Origin of the sequence: Centipeda flueggei ATCC 43531, from assembly GCF_000160695.1 — a bacterium.
In the GTDB taxonomy this organism is placed as follows: domain Bacteria; phylum Bacillota; class Negativicutes; order Selenomonadales; family Selenomonadaceae; genus Centipeda; species Centipeda flueggei.
This window is the reverse complement of sequence record NZ_GG694006.1, coordinates 733,847-750,156: the sequence shown is the minus strand read 5'-3', so window position 1 is coordinate 750,156 and position 16,310 is coordinate 733,847. Positions and strand designations below refer to the sequence as shown.

General features: G+C 55.5%; 17 protein-coding genes and 1 tRNA gene. 17 read left to right on the top strand and 1 reads right to left on the bottom strand.

The window, feature by feature from the left end:
• Positions 1 to 7 precede the first annotated feature (7 nt).
• The 7 genes from HMPREF0908_RS03545 (at position 8) to HMPREF0908_RS03515 (ending at position 5,359) form a co-directional block, all read left to right on the top strand.
• Entirely contained in the window at positions 8 to 1,606 is a 1,599-nt protein-coding gene (locus tag HMPREF0908_RS03545) for a flagellar assembly protein A (RefSeq protein WP_006690068.1), read from the top strand.
• Positions 1,607 to 1,621: 15 nt separating this feature from the next.
• Complete coding sequence (locus tag HMPREF0908_RS03540) at positions 1,622 to 1,954, top strand: hypothetical protein (protein WP_006690067.1); 333 nt, start codon at positions 1,622 to 1,624, stop codon at positions 1,952 to 1,954.
• Positions 1,955 to 2,013: 59 nt separating this feature from the next.
• The gene (locus tag HMPREF0908_RS03535; RefSeq protein ID WP_006690066.1) at positions 2,014 to 2,817 is read left to right on the top strand and encodes a hypothetical protein; all 804 of its coding nucleotides are present in this window, start codon (positions 2,014 to 2,016) and stop codon (positions 2,815 to 2,817) included.
• Between the two features lie 35 nt (positions 2,818 to 2,852).
• Positions 2,853 to 2,929 (top strand) — tRNA-Pro (locus HMPREF0908_RS03530).
• 309 nt (positions 2,930 to 3,238) lie between these two features.
• On the top strand, positions 3,239 to 3,877 hold the full coding sequence (locus tag HMPREF0908_RS03525) for an NfeD family protein (RefSeq protein ID WP_006690065.1): 639 nt from the start codon (positions 3,239 to 3,241) through the stop codon (positions 3,875 to 3,877).
• 20 nt (positions 3,878 to 3,897) lie between these two features.
• Positions 3,898 to 4,896 (top strand): flotillin-like protein FloA, encoded by a 999-nt coding sequence (floA, locus tag HMPREF0908_RS03520; RefSeq protein ID WP_006690064.1) that lies wholly within the window; start codon positions 3,898 to 3,900, stop codon positions 4,894 to 4,896.
• A gap of 10 nt (positions 4,897 to 4,906) precedes the next feature.
• The gene (locus HMPREF0908_RS03515) at positions 4,907 to 5,359 is read left to right on the top strand and encodes a hypothetical protein (RefSeq protein WP_006690063.1); all 453 of its coding nucleotides are present in this window, start codon (positions 4,907 to 4,909) and stop codon (positions 5,357 to 5,359) included.
• Between the two features lie 55 nt (positions 5,360 to 5,414).
• Here HMPREF0908_RS03515 and HMPREF0908_RS03510 read toward each other — a convergent pair whose 3' ends face one another.
• Complete coding sequence (locus HMPREF0908_RS03510) at positions 5,415 to 6,491, bottom strand: M48 family metalloprotease (RefSeq protein ID WP_040572386.1); 1,077 nt, start codon at positions 6,489 to 6,491, stop codon at positions 5,415 to 5,417.
• A gap of 202 nt (positions 6,492 to 6,693) precedes the next feature.
• Between HMPREF0908_RS03510 and rny the strand changes: the two genes are divergently transcribed.
• The 10 genes from rny to fliF all read left to right on the top strand — a co-directional run bounded on the left by rny (position 6,694) and on the right by fliF (position 16,308).
• Positions 6,694 to 8,250 (top strand): ribonuclease Y, encoded by a 1,557-nt coding sequence (gene rny / locus HMPREF0908_RS03505; protein WP_211204780.1) that lies wholly within the window; start codon positions 6,694 to 6,696, stop codon positions 8,248 to 8,250.
• 114 nt (positions 8,251 to 8,364) lie between these two features.
• Complete coding sequence (locus HMPREF0908_RS03500) at positions 8,365 to 10,140, top strand: sensor domain-containing diguanylate cyclase (protein ID WP_040572385.1); 1,776 nt, start codon at positions 8,365 to 8,367, stop codon at positions 10,138 to 10,140.
• Between the two features lie 26 nt (positions 10,141 to 10,166).
• On the top strand, positions 10,167 to 10,724 hold the full coding sequence (locus tag HMPREF0908_RS03495; RefSeq protein WP_006690059.1) for a hypothetical protein: 558 nt from the start codon (positions 10,167 to 10,169) through the stop codon (positions 10,722 to 10,724).
• A gap of 27 nt (positions 10,725 to 10,751) precedes the next feature.
• Entirely contained in the window at positions 10,752 to 11,534 is a 783-nt protein-coding gene (locus tag HMPREF0908_RS03490; RefSeq protein ID WP_006690058.1) for a TIGR00282 family metallophosphoesterase, read from the top strand.
• 19 nt (positions 11,535 to 11,553) lie between these two features.
• Positions 11,554 to 12,384 (top strand): PHP domain-containing protein, encoded by an 831-nt coding sequence (locus HMPREF0908_RS03485; RefSeq protein WP_006690057.1) that lies wholly within the window; start codon positions 11,554 to 11,556, stop codon positions 12,382 to 12,384.
• 45 nt (positions 12,385 to 12,429) lie between these two features.
• On the top strand, positions 12,430 to 13,287 hold the full coding sequence (locus HMPREF0908_RS03480; RefSeq protein WP_006690056.1) for an Asp23/Gls24 family envelope stress response protein: 858 nt from the start codon (positions 12,430 to 12,432) through the stop codon (positions 13,285 to 13,287).
• A gap of 146 nt (positions 13,288 to 13,433) precedes the next feature.
• Positions 13,434 to 13,853 (top strand): flagellar basal body rod protein FlgB, encoded by a 420-nt coding sequence (gene flgB, locus HMPREF0908_RS03475; RefSeq protein WP_006690055.1) that lies wholly within the window; start codon positions 13,434 to 13,436, stop codon positions 13,851 to 13,853.
• Between the two features lie 17 nt (positions 13,854 to 13,870).
• A complete protein-coding gene (flgC, locus tag HMPREF0908_RS03470) occupies positions 13,871 to 14,326 on the top strand; it encodes a flagellar basal body rod protein FlgC (RefSeq protein ID WP_006690054.1) in 456 nt (151 codons plus the stop codon).
• Between the two features lie 33 nt (positions 14,327 to 14,359).
• A complete protein-coding gene (fliE, locus tag HMPREF0908_RS03465) occupies positions 14,360 to 14,662 on the top strand; it encodes a flagellar hook-basal body complex protein FliE (protein WP_040572384.1) in 303 nt (100 codons plus the stop codon).
• A 65-nt stretch (positions 14,663 to 14,727) separates the two neighbouring features.
• Positions 14,728 to 16,308 carry a flagellar basal-body MS-ring/collar protein FliF gene (gene fliF / locus HMPREF0908_RS03460; protein ID WP_006690052.1) on the top strand — a complete coding sequence of 527 codons (1,581 nt, stop codon included), beginning with the start codon at positions 14,728 to 14,730 and terminating at the stop codon, positions 16,306 to 16,308.
• Positions 16,309 to 16,310: the final 2 nt, after the last annotated feature.

Here is a 16,310-nt window from a genome sequence, read left to right as displayed (position 1 = left end):
GTGTATTATGGAACGTATCGTTGGGGAACGAAAAGAGGGGTTTCAGCTCATCCTGCGTGAAGACGGTGCATATCTTACCATCTATCCGGAGGAAGAGGGGACAGAAGTTGTTGACCTTTCGTCTCTTCGTGAGAAGCTGGAGCGTGAAGGAGTCACAGATTATGATGTCCTCCAGCTCGCATACCTTGTGCGTGCAGCAGAGGGAATAGAGACCAAACTCGATCCTGCCCCGGAAGATGGAGAAGAGAATCTTGTCATTCCCTTTTCTGTCGAGATTGCCGCGGATGGAATGTCGGCGGCGATTCGTTTTGACGACAGCAAGGGAAACTTGCCGCCAAGTGTTTCCGATGTACTGGATGGACTCAGAGCAAAGAAAGTCGTCTATGGCATTGACCGTGCTGCCATTGGCCGCGGCGTTGCACGTCTGACGCCGTTTATGGCGGCGCGTGGAACGGCACCGATTGCGGGAGAGGATGCACGCATTGAGAGAAAGTTCGATATGGGGGCCAAGGGACGTCCTGCCGAGCGCGCCTATGACCGCGTCGACTATAAGGATATGAACATCTTTATTAAGGCAGTCACGGGCGATGTCCTTGTCGTACGCATCCCGGAGACGGCTGGAACACCCGGCAAGAATGTATTCGGTGAAGAGGTCGCCCCGAGACCTGGAAAGCCGATCAATCTTCCACAAGGGAAAAACACCAAGGTGGTCAATGGCAACGAACTCGTTGCGATGATTGATGGGCAGATCGTCGACGATGGAAAGAAGATCAGCGTCGATCCGCATCTTGTCATCGACAGCGGTGTCGATGTTGGTACGGGCAACATCGACTTTGCCGGCAGTGTCGAGATCTGCGGCGATGTTGAGAGTGGATTCTCCGTCAAGGCGGCGGGTGATGTCGAGATCAAGGGAATGATCGGCGGCGCGGAGGTCGAGGGGCGCAACATCGTTGTGCATGGCGGCATCCGCGGTATGAATGTGGGAAAAATTCGTGCCCGCGAGGATGTGAGTATCGCCTTTGTCGAAAACGCAAATATTATGGCGGGGCGGGATATCTTTGTCAACGATGTGGTACTTCACTCTGAGATGCGAGCAGGACACCATGTCATTGTTGAGGGGCAGCGCGGCTTTATCACGGGCGGCTCCGTCGGTGCAGGAGAATCCATCCGAGGAAAGATCTTTGGGAATGCATTCTTTGTGCAAACAAATCTGCAGGTCGGTGTAGATCCGAATCTCAAGCAGGAATATGACACACTTTTGAAGGATTACCAAACATCGAGCAAACAATTGTCGGAAGTACGTCGCTCTCTTGAGACATTGAAGAAACAACCTCTTATGAGTCTGTCGGAGCGTCGGCGTGAACAGCTCGTTGAGCTGACACATCTGCAATTTCCTCTGGCGGCCAAGATCAAGCGGATGCAGGAGAGACTGCAGGAGATGCATGATGCCCTTGACCAGATGAAGAATGGCTCCATTGAGGCGTCGGATACTATTTTCCCTGGGGTAAATATTGTCATTAGTGGGGTGAAAAAGTCCGTTGACAGTGAACTTCGCCATGCAAAGCTTCAGGTTGTCGAAGGAGAAGTCGTCGTAGGTATCCTATAAAAGGAGGACAGCGCCATGAATGTCACGCCAATCAGTATGCAGATGATGATTCCGCAGTCCAATGAGGCGGGAAATGTTCAAAGCAATATGCAGAACCAGGTCAACGTTCAGCAGACCTTTGAATCTCTCCGACAGAAGCAGGATGCGGAACTTGCCCGCCAGCAGGTGCGTGCGAAGGAAAAGGCAAGTGACGATGCGCGCGTCAAGGACGATCCTGAGCGTGAGCGCCGGCAGGGCGGACGCGGCGGTCAAGGGAGGCGCGGAAGGCAGGAAGACCATGGACAGGAATTGCTGCAGCGTCTTGCCGTCGACCCCAACCGTGGTGTGCACCTCGATATTAGCTTATAGGATAAGGGAGGCGGCCTGCTATTATTTCCATCACCGAAATTCTGGGCGCACTCATCATCATGGGAGCAGTCCTGCTCCTCATCGTGCGCTATGTCATCCATCGCCGCCAGCGCAGCGAGGAGGATGACGAGGAATTGGCAGAGTCCATTGAGAAACTGAAAAAGGAACTGCAGCAGTCCGCAGACACCATCATCAAGCGTCTTGGCAGTCATGTGACCAAACTTGAGGGACTTCTGCGCGAGGCGGATGATCGGCGTGTTCAGCTGGAGACCCGTGCTGCAGAGGCGCAGCGCCTTGAATGGGCACTTCATCAGCGCATTGAGGAGCTGGAACGTCGTCTGAGTGACATGGGACAGACATTGCCTCCTGCCATTCAGCCGCAGCGACGTGCCGCAGTTCCTGTTTCGCCGGCATCGTCCCCACAGATCAGCGGAGTGCTCGGGGGACAGGTGCCTCCCCTTGTCATGCAGCCGACAGAGGCACAGCGTACGGACGGCGATGCTTTTGCTGCTGTGCTGCACCAGTCCATCCTGCGTGAACAAATGCGCGGTGGGACACCACCTGCGGCACCTGCACCGATACCGCCACCGCCGGCGCAGGCATCTCCTTCGCCGCGTGCCGTGCCGCCGTCTGTTTCATCCGCAGTTATGCCGGCATCTGCAGCCTCCGTGCAGCAGATGCCGCCGGAACGGATGGAGCAGCCTGCTCCGCCGACTGAGGAGGAAGAACTGCCGGAGGATGAGACCATCATCAAGGCGCGTGCACTCCTGCGTGCCGGGCGCACCATCGAACAGGTGGCACGCGAGACTGGCGTCGAGATCGGGGCTCTGCGGCTGATGAAGCAGATGACACAAAAGGATTGACAAGAAGTGAAAAGGTCGGTATAATAGCCACTGTTCGGGACGTAGCTCAGCTTGGTAGAGCGCTTCCTTGGGGTGGAAGAGGCCGCAAGTTCAAATCTTGTCGTTCCGACCATTTATTTGGGGAATGGAATTTCAGGGGATTCAGTATGTAATGCTGAATCCTCTGTTTTTTGATGGAAAAGAGATGCGGCGGATGGTTCATACAGTCGTTTTGCTTGATAATTAGGAGAATTGTACAAATATCTTGCGAACACCGTGTGAATCTGTTATCATACAGACAGGAAAGGAGAACCCCTCTCTGGCGGCTGCTTCTTCACAAGGCTAGGTAATACACCGCTCACGTTTGGGACGCAGGGGCGGTTTTTCTTTTGCAGCGTGATGGACGGATGGTGTGCGCGGCATCTGTCGAAGGAGGGCAGGTATGGATGTTATCGTGGATCGCGGCGTACTGCAGGTGCTGCTGCTCGCCGTGATGTTTCTCTCCATTATGGTGGAGATCAAGACGGGCGGTCTGGGGGTCGGTGTCCTGCTCGGCATTGTCGCGGCGGCGGTGTTCTGGGGAAGTCAGTATACGCGCGGTCTGGTGGAGTTCTATCACATCGCAGTATTTCTTGTTGGTGTGCTGATGATCATTGTGGAGATTCTGCTGCCGACGGTCGGACTGCTCGCGGGGCTGGGCGTTGCAGCGATGCTCTATAGTATTGTGCTCGCGCTCGGCGGCGACATCGGCGCACTCGCGGCACTGGGAATCGCTCTTGCGATCTCTGTGGCTGCTTTTCTCCTCATTGTTGCGCGTCTGCCGTCGAGCCGTCTGTGGAACAAGTTGGTGCTTCACAATAGCTCACGGACGGAGGAGGGGTATGTCAGCAGCGTTGGAGCCGTCGATCTTGTCGGAAAGACGGGAGAGGTGCTCACGGAGCTTCGTCCTGCGGGTACGGTACGAATCGATGGGCATCCTGTGGATGTCGTTTCCGAAGGGACGTTTATATCGAAGGGAACGCACGTTGTTGTGCTTTCGGTGAGCGGCAGCCGTGTTGTAGTGCGTGAAGCAGACAGGTAAGACATATTTAGGAGGTATTTATGGGCACATTGTTTGGCGGAGCATTCCTCATTGTCATTATCATTCTGGCGGTATCCATCTTTTTGCACTTTGTCCCACTTGGATTGTGGGTATCGGCAATCTCAGCCAATGTTTCGGTCAGTATCGTTTCCCTGATCGGGATGCGCCTGCGCCGTGTGCCGCCGAGCCGTATTGTTCTGCCGCTCATCAAGGCAAATAAAGCAGGGTTGGATGTGAGTGTCAACCAGCTTGAGGCACACTATCTCGCAGGCGGCAATGTGGATAAGGTGGTCGATGCGCTGATCGCGTCTCACCGCGCGCAGATTGCGCTCCCATTCGAGCGCGCGGCGGCGATTGATCTGGCGGGACGCGATGTCCTTGACGCAGTGCAGATGAGCGTCAATCCAAAGGTGATTGAGACGCCGATTGTCTCTGCTGTGGCAGCAAATGGCATCGAGCTGAAAATCAAAGCACGTGTGACAGTGCGGGCAAATATCGACCGCCTTGTCGGCGGCGCGGGTGAGCCGACGATCATTGCACGCGTCGGCGAGGGGATTGTTACGACAGTGGGCTCGTCGCAGAGTCACAACGATGTGCTTGCGAATCCGGACGATATTTCCAAGACTGTCTTGGGGAAAGGCCTCGATGCGGGAACGGCATTTGAGATTCTCTCCATTGACATTGCCGATGTTGATGTCGGGCGCAACATTGGCGCAGAGCTGCAAACCGATCAGGCAGAGGCAGATAAACGTATCGCCCAGGCAAAGGCAGAGGAACGCCGTGCGATGGCGGTTGCTCGTGAGCAGGAGATGAAGGCGTACACGCAGGAGATGGAGGCGAAGGTAGTCGAGGCACAGGCAGAGGTACCCCACGCTATGGCTCAGGCACTCCGTGATGGGAAACTCGGTGTCATGGATTACTATCAGCTGAACAACATTCAGTCGGATACGGAGATGCGCCATGCGATCAGCGCGTCGGGGAAGCAGGATGACAAGCATCCGTCTGTTCCCGTAAAGTGAGGCATGCACCATGGAATTTCTCGTCGTAGTCGGCATCCTGATCGCGATCAGTGTGCTCGATGATCGTGTGCGCGGAAAGAAAAAAGTTCCGCCGCCGACCGTGCCGCAGGAGATTCCCCGTCATAAACGCGGAGCGACAAAGGGCGGTGCGTTCGAGATCCCTCCGATGCGCGGCATCCCCAGCCGCATCGAGATTGGGACGGTTGATCCGGCGGAGGCAGAGCGTGCACTGCGCCAAAAGTGGGAGGCGGAGCGCAGAGCTGCCGAGAAGGCAGAGGCGGCGCTCCGACAAGCGGGAAAGCAGCGCGCCACACAGGAACGGCGCGCTGAGGTACTGTCCGCTGCAGCATCTCCTGCGATAAAGGGGCTGCCGCAGTGGACACCGCAGACGATGCAGCAGGCGGTAGTGATGGCGGAGATCTTGGGTAAACCGCGCGCACTGCGCCGTTTTCCACAGCGATAACAGAGAAAAACGAGGATTGCCGATGCGGGCAATCCTCGTTTTTTTTGTGTTCCTCTTACTTGATCTTATTCAGCTGATTTGCCATGTCTGATGCACTGCGGTCACCGTTCACGGCAGTGATGATGGGCTGCGCACCAAGAATAACGGTAGAGCCGTCTGCGTAGGCATCGGAGGCAGCATGACCGTTCTTATAGGCAGCGGCGAGGTTGCCCATGACAAAGTAGGCACGTTCTGCCGAGGTCATGCCATAGGCGGGGGCGGGGGTGACGAATTCCTTCTTGTTGATGTAGACCGTACCGTTGTTTACCGTAACTTTGCCGCCGCTCATCTCTGTCAGCTTCTTGGCATAGTTGTCGCGGCGCGAAGCGTTCGACGGATGGTCGGCAGCACCGGACATGATGGCGATGACATTGGAAGAGTTGTTGCCGTCCATGTCGATGATCCTCTGCCACACGGCAGCCGTTGCTCCCGGGTTGTACGGAGAGCGTGAGATGTAGTCAAAGGCGAGGTTGTCCGCCTCCCATTCCATCGGTTTTGTGAGCCCTTGTCCGTTCCAGATGTTTGCGGCGATTGCACCGAGCACCGAGCCTGTCGCACTCGCAAGGATCGCAGGCCCGAGAGAACGCTTCATCCCCTTCGCAGGATGATCCTTCTGCCCATGCCCCATTTCGTGTGCGAGGACGACGGCGATCTCATCCTCGTTGTTGAGGTAGTTGTAAAGCCCTGTGTTGACACTCATGTTGTGTCCAAGGGTGCAGAATGCGTTGAAGCTGTCCTCGTTGTTAATGAAATACATATACGGACGGTCATAGATGGTCGCGTCCTGTGAACCGATCGCTGCCGTCAGATTCGTGAAGATGCGGTCGAGCTGGCTGTTGAGCGTGTAGTCGTTGTTGACTCCGTATTTCTCACGCAGCTGATTGTTTAGTGCCTGACGACCCTCTTCCGTCGTATTGTAGTACTTGATCTCTTTGTTCATCTCCGCGGACGCCGCAATACCGCCGACGATCGCACCAATGATGTTGCCCGTGCCTGCCTCGGCCACCGCCGGGGTACTGAGGGTAATGCCGCTCGCCATGGAGATGGAGAGAGCAAGTGCGACTCCGCTTCGCATCAATTTTTTCTTATTCATAATTCCTCCTAACATATGAACCGATGAACATATTATACCGAATGAAAATATTTCTGTCCAGTACCTCCGTGAAAGTACGGCATAGGGAGATGCAAACGAGGGGCCCAGCCTGCGGGATTTTTTCGCCGCATGCACAGAGGGCGTGCCATTCTTGACACCATAGGCAAAAAACATTAAAATATATAAGAATATGCGCTTATTTATGAACGAGGAGGTGGCCGTTATCATTACGGAAATACTCATGATAATTATCGCTGTTGCCGTTGGCGCTGCTGCCGGCTATACGGCGCGCAGGCGTGCGGCAGAGGCACAGATAGGATCAGCCGAAAGTGAAGCAAAACGGATTGTCGAAGAGGCCGGAAAGGCGGCGGAGACAAAACAGAAGGAAGCGCTGCTTGAAGCCAAGGAGGAGATCCAGCGTCAGCGGCAGGACTTCGAGCGTGACACAAAGGAGCGGCGCAGTGAACTGCAGCGCATGGAGCGCCGCACAATCCAGAAGGAGGAGAATCTCGACCGCAAATTGGAGTTGATCGAAAAGAAGGAGGAAGGCCTGTCGCGCAAGGAGGCGCGTATCGACAAGACACAGGCGGAGATCAACGCACTCTATGAGAGCCAGCGCCAGGAGCTCGAGCGTATCTCGGGGTTGTCCTCCGAGGAGGCGCGCACCGTTCTTATGGCGGAGGCGGAGGAAGAGCTGAAGCATGAGAAGGCACGTAAGATCAAGGAATACATCCAGCAGACGAAGGATGAGGCAGACAAGGCAGCACGCGAGATTTTGAGTGTCGCCATCCAGCGCTGTGCCGCTGACCATGTGGCAGAGACAACGGTTTCGGTCGTCGCCCTGCCGAATGACGAGATGAAGGGACGCATCATTGGGCGTGAGGGACGCAATATCCGCACACTTGAGACCCTCACGGGCATTGACCTCATTATCGATGATACGCCCGAGGCGGTCATCCTTTCAGGGTTTGATCCCGTGCGCCGCGAGGTGGCGCGCATCGCTCTCGAGAAGTTGATCCAGGATGGGCGTATTCATCCGGCGCGTATCGAGGAGATGATCGAGAAGGCACGCCGTGAGGTCGATCAGCGCATCAAGGAGGCGGGCGAGCAGGCGACGTTCGAGACGGGCGTTCACGGCATTCATCCCGAGCTGGTGCGCCTGCTGGGGCGGATGCGCTATCGTACGAGTTACGGGCAGAACGTGCTTGCACACTCCATCGAGGTCGCACATCTTGCAGGGCTGATGGCGGCGGAGCTGGACTGCGATGTCATGCTCGCCAAGCGCGGTGGACTTCTTCACGACATCGGCAAGGCGGTCAGCCATGAGATCGAGGGCCCGCATGTCACGGTGGGCGCCGAACTCGCGCGCAAATACCGTGAGTCGAAGGAAGTCATCAATATCATTGCCTCACATCACGGTGATGAGGAGGCAACGACGGTGGAGGCTGTGCTGGTCGCGGCTGCAGATGCTGTCTCTGCAGCACGCCCTGGGGCACGGCGAGAGAGTCTTGAGTCCTATATCAAGCGACTGAAGGCGCTCGAGGAGATTGCGGAGTCATTTGACGGCGTAGAGCGCTGCTTTGCCATTCAGGCGGGGCGTGAGATCCGCGTGATGGTAAAGCCGGACAAGGTGGATGATGCGGGAGCGGCAGTTCTCGTTCATGATATTGTAAAGAAGATCGAGGGCGATCTCGAGTATCCGGGACAGATTAAGGCAACGGTGATCCGTGAGACGCGCGTTGTCGATTATGCGAAGTAAGGCGAGAAATATACAAATAGGGGGCACATGCCCCCTATTTGTGGGAAATATGGAGGATGGACAATATCCGCGGCGGAGAAGCGGAACTGCCCGACGTTCAACAAGGAGTGCATCATGCAGCAGCTGACCTATATTGTTTCCGGGACTGCCGATGCGCAGCGCAAGGCGGAACAGGCAAAGGAAAAACTGGATCGGATTCCGCGTGTGGAGTCTCTGCTCATTACGATTGCCGCCCCCTGTGAGATGGCTGCTGAGAAGGCAGGGAGCATGGTGAATGCTGTGCGGGAGCTGTTCCCGCATGCGCGAATTCTGGCGCATACCTGTGCCCTCAAGATGGCAGATCTGTCCCTTGATACGGAAGGGGCCATGCTTACCTTTACGGCGTTTGAGTCATCGCGGGTGGAGTTTGTCACGGTCGAAGGAAATACGCCGGCATCAGAGGCAAAGGAGAGTATTGCCCGCTTTGTCGGCGCACGTCCGCATACCAAGGCAGTCGAATTCTTTGTGGTCGGCCTTATGGATCAGCTCGGCGCACTGCTTGAGGGATGCACTGTGATGGACGAACACATCGCAGTGTTTGGAGCCTTTGTTGATTCGCCGCCTATGGGAGTGCACGGCTATCTGATTGCGGACGATGCGGAGCTGCGGTTCGGAATGGCCGCCATTGTGTTTCACGGTGAGACGCTGGATGCGCATGCAGTATGCAACTTCGGCTGGAATGAACTCGGCCGTGAGATTGTTGCGACACGTGTGGACGGCTACACGATCAAGGAGTTGGACGGCGGCATACCGCTGCGCATCTATGAGCGTTATTTCGGCATCAAGGGGGACGGCGACTTCAGTTCCGATGCAGCACTCTTCCCGCTCTGCTTTGAGGAGGAGGATGGCTCGGTCTCCGCGCGGGTCCCTCTTAAGATCGAGGCGGGGTCGGGAGAACTCACCTTCGGCCTGCCCATGCAGGCGGGGACGAAGTTTCGCCTTGCCTATGGCGACCCCTACGGCATTCTCACGAAAGCGGCAGAAAATGCACGTGATATGTCTGCGTTCTCACCGCAGGCGATTTTCGGGACGGCGTGCATCGGGCACTATCTCCTGCTCGGCGAAGATGTCGTGACGGAAATGTCTCCTTGTGCGGGGCTCCCCTCGTCGACCATATTTGTGTTTGGGGAGGTTCGGCGTGTTGGCAGACGCATTGTTCCGGCGAATCTGAATGTCCTGCTTGTAGGCATGAAGGAGAAATCCAATTACGTCAAGGCTGCCAAGCTGGAGCCCAAGCGCGTGGCACCGCTGTCCTACGATCGGAAAATGCTTGCGTTCATGTCGCACTTCATCCGTGTTTCGGAGGAGGAGCTGCATACGGCGAACCAGCAGCTCACGCAGCTTGCCATCCGCGATACACTGACGAATCTGCTGAACCGCCGCGAGATGGAGCGCCTCCTGAAGGAGGCGGTGGCACTCTCACAGGCACAAAAGACACCACTCTCGGTCATCCTTATGGACATCGACCACTTCAAGGCGGTCAATGACAATTATGGGCATGATATGGGGGATAAGGTGCTCCTTACGGTGTCGGATGCAATCTCCCGCACGATCCGCGGCTCAGATGCGGGCTGCCGCTGGGGCGGGGACGAGTTTTTCATTATTCTCCAAGGGGCGCCGCTCGCGGTTGCGGGCAGGGTCGGAGAGCGCATCCGCCGCAGGGTGGAGGAGGCGAAGATGCCGTTTCACCACAATGTCACGATCAGTGTCGGCGCAGCTGCCTTCGATCCGGAGCAGGACAATGAGCTCCAGCTATTCAAGAATGCTGACGAAGCACTTTATCAGGCGAAGAAGGCGGGGCGCAATGTGGTATATGCGCTCGGTTTCGGGCGTGTGAGCAGTGAGGAATAGCCGGTCATGGAAGGGGGGACCGCAACATGTGGGATTTTTTTCGCAGCATGTTTTTGGGGCAAAGATCGGTTCGAACGTCTCGTGAACAGGCACGTCCGGGCGTGCAGCTGCTTGCTTCCGTGCTCGTCTGCTTTCCTGAGATCGAGGCGGTTTCCTACGATCCATGCGAGGGGATGCTGACGATGGACTTTTTCGTGCGTGCACAGCTGTCACCCGCAGAGGCGGAGGAGTTCACTGCGTTTCTTGGTGAGAGCATTGAGACCTTCCAGATGATCGAGGGGAGTGTTGTGACGGCGATGGACTTCTCCTATGAGCGGCATGAGGGGCTTACGATGCTGCATCTGGCACGTCGGATGGATGAGGTGACAGAGCAGGAGATCGGTCTTGCAGTACAGCTGCTTGTGGATCGTTTTGGTGAGGCGCTGCTCGTAGATCCGCATGGAGCGGATGTGCCTGATGCGGAGTTTCGGCAGATGCAGCATGAGACGCTCGACCGCATGTTGACCGCCGTGCGCGAGATGCCGCTGCGTGAGCGTCTCGTCGGTATACGGGAACGTGACCAGGTCGTGGTTTATAATCGCTGATGTATCTATGGTCGGAGGAGGGGCACTGTGCGCATTTTATTGGTCGGCGATGTCGTCGGACGTGCGGGACGGCGCGCCTTTCGTTCCTTTACGCCGCGCCTGCGTGCGGAGCGCGGCATCGATGCGGTCATTGTCAACGGGGAGAACTCGGCGGGCGGCAAGGGCTATACGCGCAAGGCGCTGGATGAGCTTTATGCAGGCGGCGCTGATGTTGTGACCTCGGGCAATCACGTCTGGGACAAGAAGGATGTATTTTCTTTTGTCGATGATGAGCCATTCCTCATCCGCCCCGCAAATTATCCTGCGGGGACACCGGGGAAAGGGGTTTGCGTCTTTCCCGCAAAAACAGCGAACATTGGTGTGCTGAATCTTTCAGGGCGGTCGTTTATGCCGCCGATGGACTGCCCTTTTCAGAAGGCAGACGAGATCCTCGCCGCACTGGAGGGACAGGCTGATATCATTGTGCTGGACTTTCATGCGGAGACTACATCGGAGAAACTGGCGATGGGGCATTATCTGGACGGCCGTGCGGACATCATTGTCGGCACACATACGCATGTACAGACGGCGGATGCCCGCATCCTGCCAGGGGGGACGGCGTACATCACGGATCTTGGCATGGTCGGTGCGCAGGATTCCGTGCTCGGTGTGCGCACAGATCTTGTCATCCAAAAATTCCGCACAGGAATGCCCGTACGGTTCGAGACGGCAGAGGGGCCGGCAGAGTATGCTGCGGTTATTGTGGATATTGACGTTGCAGGAAAGCGGCCCGCAACGATTGAGCCGATCTTGCTGCGGGAAGCAGGATAGGCAGCTAAGGAGAAGATATATGCCAAGCGATTTGCATATCCATACGACCTTTTCCGACGGAAGAAATACGCCGGAGGAGATCGTAGAGGCAGCAAAGGAAGCGGGGCTGCGTTATATTTCCATCACGGACCACGACACGGTTGAGGGCGTAACGGAACTGTATGAGAGCGGACATTTTGCCTCCGGCAGTCTGCGGCTTATCTCCGGCGTGGGCTTCAGTACAGGCGATGACGGACATGATGTTCATATCCTGGGCTATAACATCGACATCTACGATGCAGGACTGCAGGAAAAACTTGAAGAGATCAGCGAGGCGCGGTGGACACGCTTCACGGAGATCGTGGAACTCCTGCGGGGGCTTGGCTATGAGATTGGTGAAACCGAGGTGCTGACGGATGAGGGACTGTGCAAGGCAATCGGCCGTTCTCATGTGGCACGAGTACTTGTTAAAAAGGGATATTTCAGTTCAATACGTGAGTGCTTTGATCAGCTGCTGAAGCGCGGGCGGCCTGCCTATGTTCCGCATTTTCGTGTTCCCGCCGAGGAACTCATCAGCCTGATCAAAGAGGCGGGCGGGATTCCGGTGCTTGCCAACCCAAAGGCACTGGGGGATGAGCAGGCCATTGCGGCGCTCATCGCACAAGGAATCCAAGGGATCGAGGCGTATTACCCAACCTATGACTGCCAGGATACGCAGCATTACTTGGACGTTGCGCAGAAACATGGTCTTCTCGTGTCAGGCGGTTCAGATTACCGCGGCTTTTCTGGACGCGGGGCAGAGAAAATTGGACAGTTCGCCATCGACGATATCTACGCGGAGAATTTTTATCGACCGCCGCAGCATACATGATCTGCATCAGCGATATGCAGATGAGAGAAGCAGAGGAGGGACACGATGGACGTGATTGCCCTGGTCGGCCCCAGCGGGACAGGAAAAAGTCACCGTGCGTTGTGGGTTGCCCGAAAAAATGGTGCGGATGCCATTATTGATGACGGCATCCTCATCAAAGACGGAAAAGTGGTCGGCGGCACGTCGGCAAAAAAAGAGAAGAACCGCATCATGGCCGTACGACGTGCTATTTTTGTCCTTCCGGGACACGCCGCCGCTGTGCGGCATGCGATTGAAGAGTGTACACCGCGCCGCATCCTGATTCTCGGAACATCAGAGAATATGGTGCAGAAGATTGCGAAGGCACTGCATATCGGCCCTGTCGGAAAGATCATCCGCATCGAGGACGTCGCCTCCAAAAAGGATATGGAGATCGCCCAATACCATCGCCTGAAACGCGGAGAACACATCATTCCCGTTCCGAGCATTGAACTGAAGCCGCATTTTTCGGGCTACCTCATCGACCCGCTCAGGAGTTTTTTCAAGACCTCTTCGGCGAAGCGGCGGCGGCTTGGGGAGCGCTCCATCGTGCGTCCTGTTTTCAGCTACTATGGCAAGCTCGTTATTGATGACTCGGTGATCAAGAACATTGTGCGCATTGTTGCAGAACGCTTCGATGCGGTGTATCATGTAGGAAAGACGCGCGTCCGTCATATTGTCAGCGGGGATGACGATCTTGGCATAACCGTTTCATTGGAAGTTGTGTTCTCCTATGGGCATACGATCCCTGATCTGATGGCTGTGCTCCGCAGCAGACTGCAGGCAGAGATCGAACGGATGACGGGGATGGTGGTCCATGAGATTAATATTCTTGTCAAAACGCTGCATGTCGATACACACAGCCCCCTGCCGCTGAAGAGATAGTGGGGGGCGAAATCCTTTCTTCACTTTTTATGGAAAAAATGTTAGAATGAAAAGGATTTTTTTTAGAAATGTAGAACTAATATATATCTGTTGTGTGTGCAGTCTTTTTCACGCATAAAAAATGGGAGAAAGGAATGTGACGTTTCATGCTTGAGCAGGTGGTAAACACTTCGGTAATTGACGTCAGCAGCCGTGCACTGTCGGCTGCGAACCTTCGCCATGAGGTGCTCAGTAATAATATCGCCAATGTGAACACACCGTACTTTAGGCGGAGTCATGTCCGCTTTGAAGATCTGCTGAGAAAAGAACTGGGGTTGGAGGACGACCCTCTGATGAAACTTGTACGTACGCATGACCGGCATCTCCCCATTCCCTATCATGGGAAGACACATGCGTTCATTGAGCAGGAATCGACGACCAATATGCGGCTGGATGGGAATAACGTCGATATCGATATTGAAATGGCTGAAGTTGCCAAAAATCAGCTTTATTATAATGCACTGGCGAATCAGATGAGCAGCCATATCGGCAAACTGAAGAGTGTCATCACCAGCGGTCAGGGCTGATAGCAGGAGGACATGATATGGGAATGTTTTTGGGTATTGATGCGGCGGCTTCCGGACTCACGGCAGAGCGTCTGCGCATGGACGTGATCTCCAACAATATTGCAAATGCCAATACGACACGCACGCAGGGCGGGGGAGCCTATCACCGCCGTTACGTGGTCTTTCAGCCGCGTGAGAAGGGCACCGGAATTGGATTTGAGTCCTTTTTGGCGCGCGCTTCGAATCGCCTTCGCCCCGGAGACGGCGTACGCGCTGTCTCTATTCAGGCGGATAATACACAGGGACCGCTCGTCTATGAGCCGGGGCACCCGGATGCAAATGCAGATGGGTATGTGGAGCGTCCGAATGTCAATATCGTGGCAGAGATGGTCGATATGATATCGGCTTCCCGTGGATATGAGGCGAATACCACCACCATAAACGCGGCAAAGTCCATGGTTTCGGCGGCACTTCGCATCGGCAGCGGCAACTGATTTTTGCGCACATGATAAGGGAGATCAATGTATATGGAAGTACAAGCACTGCAAATGACCCCTGTTGCGATGCGTGCAACCAGCCATCTGGGTGAGACCATCGATAAGGCCGAAAAAAAGAGTTTCGGTATGTATCTTAAGGATGCCCTCTCCGAGGTCAATCATCTTCAGCTCGCGTCGGAGGAGCAGACGAAGCTTCTGGCGGCGGGTGAAGTTCAGGATGTTTCTCAGGTCATAGTGGCGGGGCAGAAGGCTGATATCGCATTGCAGCTCACGCTGCAGATGCGCAATCGTGCACTTTCTGCCTATCAGGAAATCATGCGGATGCAGGTGTAAGAAGAACGCTGTTTTGCACACCCCGGTAGGGAAGCACACCGTGATGACTTGAAGGGAAAGAAAATATGGGAGAGTGGAAAGAGCGCGGCCTTGCCTTGTGGAAACGCTTTGACAAGCGACAGCGCTACATCATGCTCGGCTCGGCACTCGTAATCCTCGCATTGATCTTTGGACTGAGTTTTTGGTATGGCAGCAAACCTGATATGGTGCCGCTGTTTACCGATATGGAAACAAAGGATGCAGGCGAGGTTGCCAATCAGCTGCGTGAGTCGAAGATCAGCTACGAGATACAAGAGAATAAGTCGGGGACAACGATCCTCGTTCCGACAGCAAACGTGCATGAAGCTCGTCTCAACCTGGCCGTGCAGGGACTTCCGCGGGGCAACAAGGGGTTTGAGATCTTCGATGACAGCAAGCTTGGCGTGACCGAGTTCCAGAATCGTGTCAATTATCTTCAGGCGCTGCAGGGAGAACTGACACGTACCATCGAGCAGATCGAGGCTGTAGATAAGGCACGTGTACACATTGTGCTGCCGGAGGACAGCCTCTATAAAAAAGAGGAAAAGCCTGCGACGGCTTCTATTATGCTGCGTCTTAAGCCGAACACGGAGCTGACGAAGAAAGAGATCAAGGGGATTGTCAATCTTGCCGCACACAGCGTCAAGGGGCTGACGCCCGAGAATATCACCATCGTCGACGATACAGGCAAGATCTTAAATGATCCGGACGATCAGGACGAGAAGGGGCTTGGCGTAAAGACGATCACGCAGCTCGATATGACGCGCAAGATGCAGGACAGCATCGAGAAAAAGATACAGACCCTCCTCGACCAGACGCTGGGGGAGGGACGCGCATTTGCCCGTGTCAGCTTGGAACTTGACTTTGATGACCGCCTGACGGATCGTCAGACCTTCACGCCTGTGGTGGATGATTCGGGGATCGTGCGCAGCCAGCAGGATATCTCCGAGAGTTATACGGGCAGCTCAACGAATCCGGGCGGCCCGGCGGGCGTACAGAGCAATGTGCCGGGCTATGTAGAGCAGGAATCGAATGCGAATGCTGCCTATGAGAAAAAAGAATCCACGAAAAACTATGAGATCAATGAGGAGCGTCAGCATGTCATCGCCTCTCCGGGATCGATTCGCCGCATGACGGTCGCCGTTCTCGTTAATGATGACGTGACGCAGCCGCAGCAGGAGAGCATCCTGCGCACCGTGAGCAGTGCTGCCGGCATCAATCAGGCACGTGGTGACACGATCTCCGTTGAACCGCTGCCGTTCAGTACGGAGGCAGCAGAACGCCGCGCTGCAGAACTGCAGGCAGAGAAAGACCGGCAGGATCGTATTTTCTATATGCAGGTCGGCGCCGTTCTCCTCATCATCGCACTCATCGTTGCTGCCGTCCTCATGTATCGCCGCAAGAAGCGCCTCGAGCGTGAGGCGGCCGAGGAGGCACAGCGTCTTGAAGAAGAACGCCTTGCAGAAGAGCGGGCCGCAGCAATTGCCGCCGGCGAGGTCGAGGAAGAAGATCTCTCTGAAGAAGAGCAGCAGCAGATGAACCAGAAGCTCGCACTGCTCGCGCTTATTGACAGCAAGCCCGAAGAGGTGGCGCTTCTTGTCAAGACGTGGCTTACGGAGGAGGAGTAACC

Excerpts from the sequence above, each read along its gene's own strand:
- HMPREF0908_RS03545 (WP_006690068.1), top strand. The coding sequence starts at position 8 with ATGGAACGTATCGTTGGGGAACGAAAAGAGGGGTTTCAGCTCATCCTG.
- HMPREF0908_RS03540 (WP_006690067.1), top strand. The coding sequence starts at position 1,622 with ATGAATGTCACGCCAATCAGTATGCAGATGATGATTCCGCAGTCCAAT.
- HMPREF0908_RS03535 (WP_006690066.1), top strand. The coding sequence starts at position 2,014 with ATGGGAGCAGTCCTGCTCCTCATCGTGCGCTATGTCATCCATCGCCGC.
- HMPREF0908_RS03525 (WP_006690065.1), top strand. The coding sequence starts at position 3,239 with ATGGATGTTATCGTGGATCGCGGCGTACTGCAGGTGCTGCTGCTCGCC.
- floA (WP_006690064.1), top strand. The coding sequence starts at position 3,898 with ATGGGCACATTGTTTGGCGGAGCATTCCTCATTGTCATTATCATTCTG.
- HMPREF0908_RS03515 (WP_006690063.1), top strand. The coding sequence starts at position 4,907 with ATGGAATTTCTCGTCGTAGTCGGCATCCTGATCGCGATCAGTGTGCTC.
- HMPREF0908_RS03510 (WP_040572386.1), bottom strand. The coding sequence starts at position 6,491 with ATGAATAAGAAAAAATTGATGCGAAGCGGAGTCGCACTTGCTCTCTCC.
- rny (WP_211204780.1), top strand. The coding sequence starts at position 6,694 with ATGAACGAGGAGGTGGCCGTTATCATTACGGAAATACTCATGATAATT.
- HMPREF0908_RS03500 (WP_040572385.1), top strand. The coding sequence starts at position 8,365 with ATGCAGCAGCTGACCTATATTGTTTCCGGGACTGCCGATGCGCAGCGC.
- HMPREF0908_RS03495 (WP_006690059.1), top strand. The coding sequence starts at position 10,167 with ATGTGGGATTTTTTTCGCAGCATGTTTTTGGGGCAAAGATCGGTTCGA.
- HMPREF0908_RS03485 (WP_006690057.1), top strand. The coding sequence starts at position 11,554 with ATGCCAAGCGATTTGCATATCCATACGACCTTTTCCGACGGAAGAAAT.
- HMPREF0908_RS03480 (WP_006690056.1), top strand. The coding sequence starts at position 12,430 with ATGGACGTGATTGCCCTGGTCGGCCCCAGCGGGACAGGAAAAAGTCAC.
- flgB (WP_006690055.1), top strand. The coding sequence starts at position 13,434 with ATGCTTGAGCAGGTGGTAAACACTTCGGTAATTGACGTCAGCAGCCGT.
- flgC (WP_006690054.1), top strand. The coding sequence starts at position 13,871 with ATGGGAATGTTTTTGGGTATTGATGCGGCGGCTTCCGGACTCACGGCA.
- fliE (WP_040572384.1), top strand. The coding sequence starts at position 14,360 with ATGGAAGTACAAGCACTGCAAATGACCCCTGTTGCGATGCGTGCAACC.
- fliF (WP_006690052.1), top strand. The coding sequence starts at position 14,728 with ATGGGAGAGTGGAAAGAGCGCGGCCTTGCCTTGTGGAAACGCTTTGAC.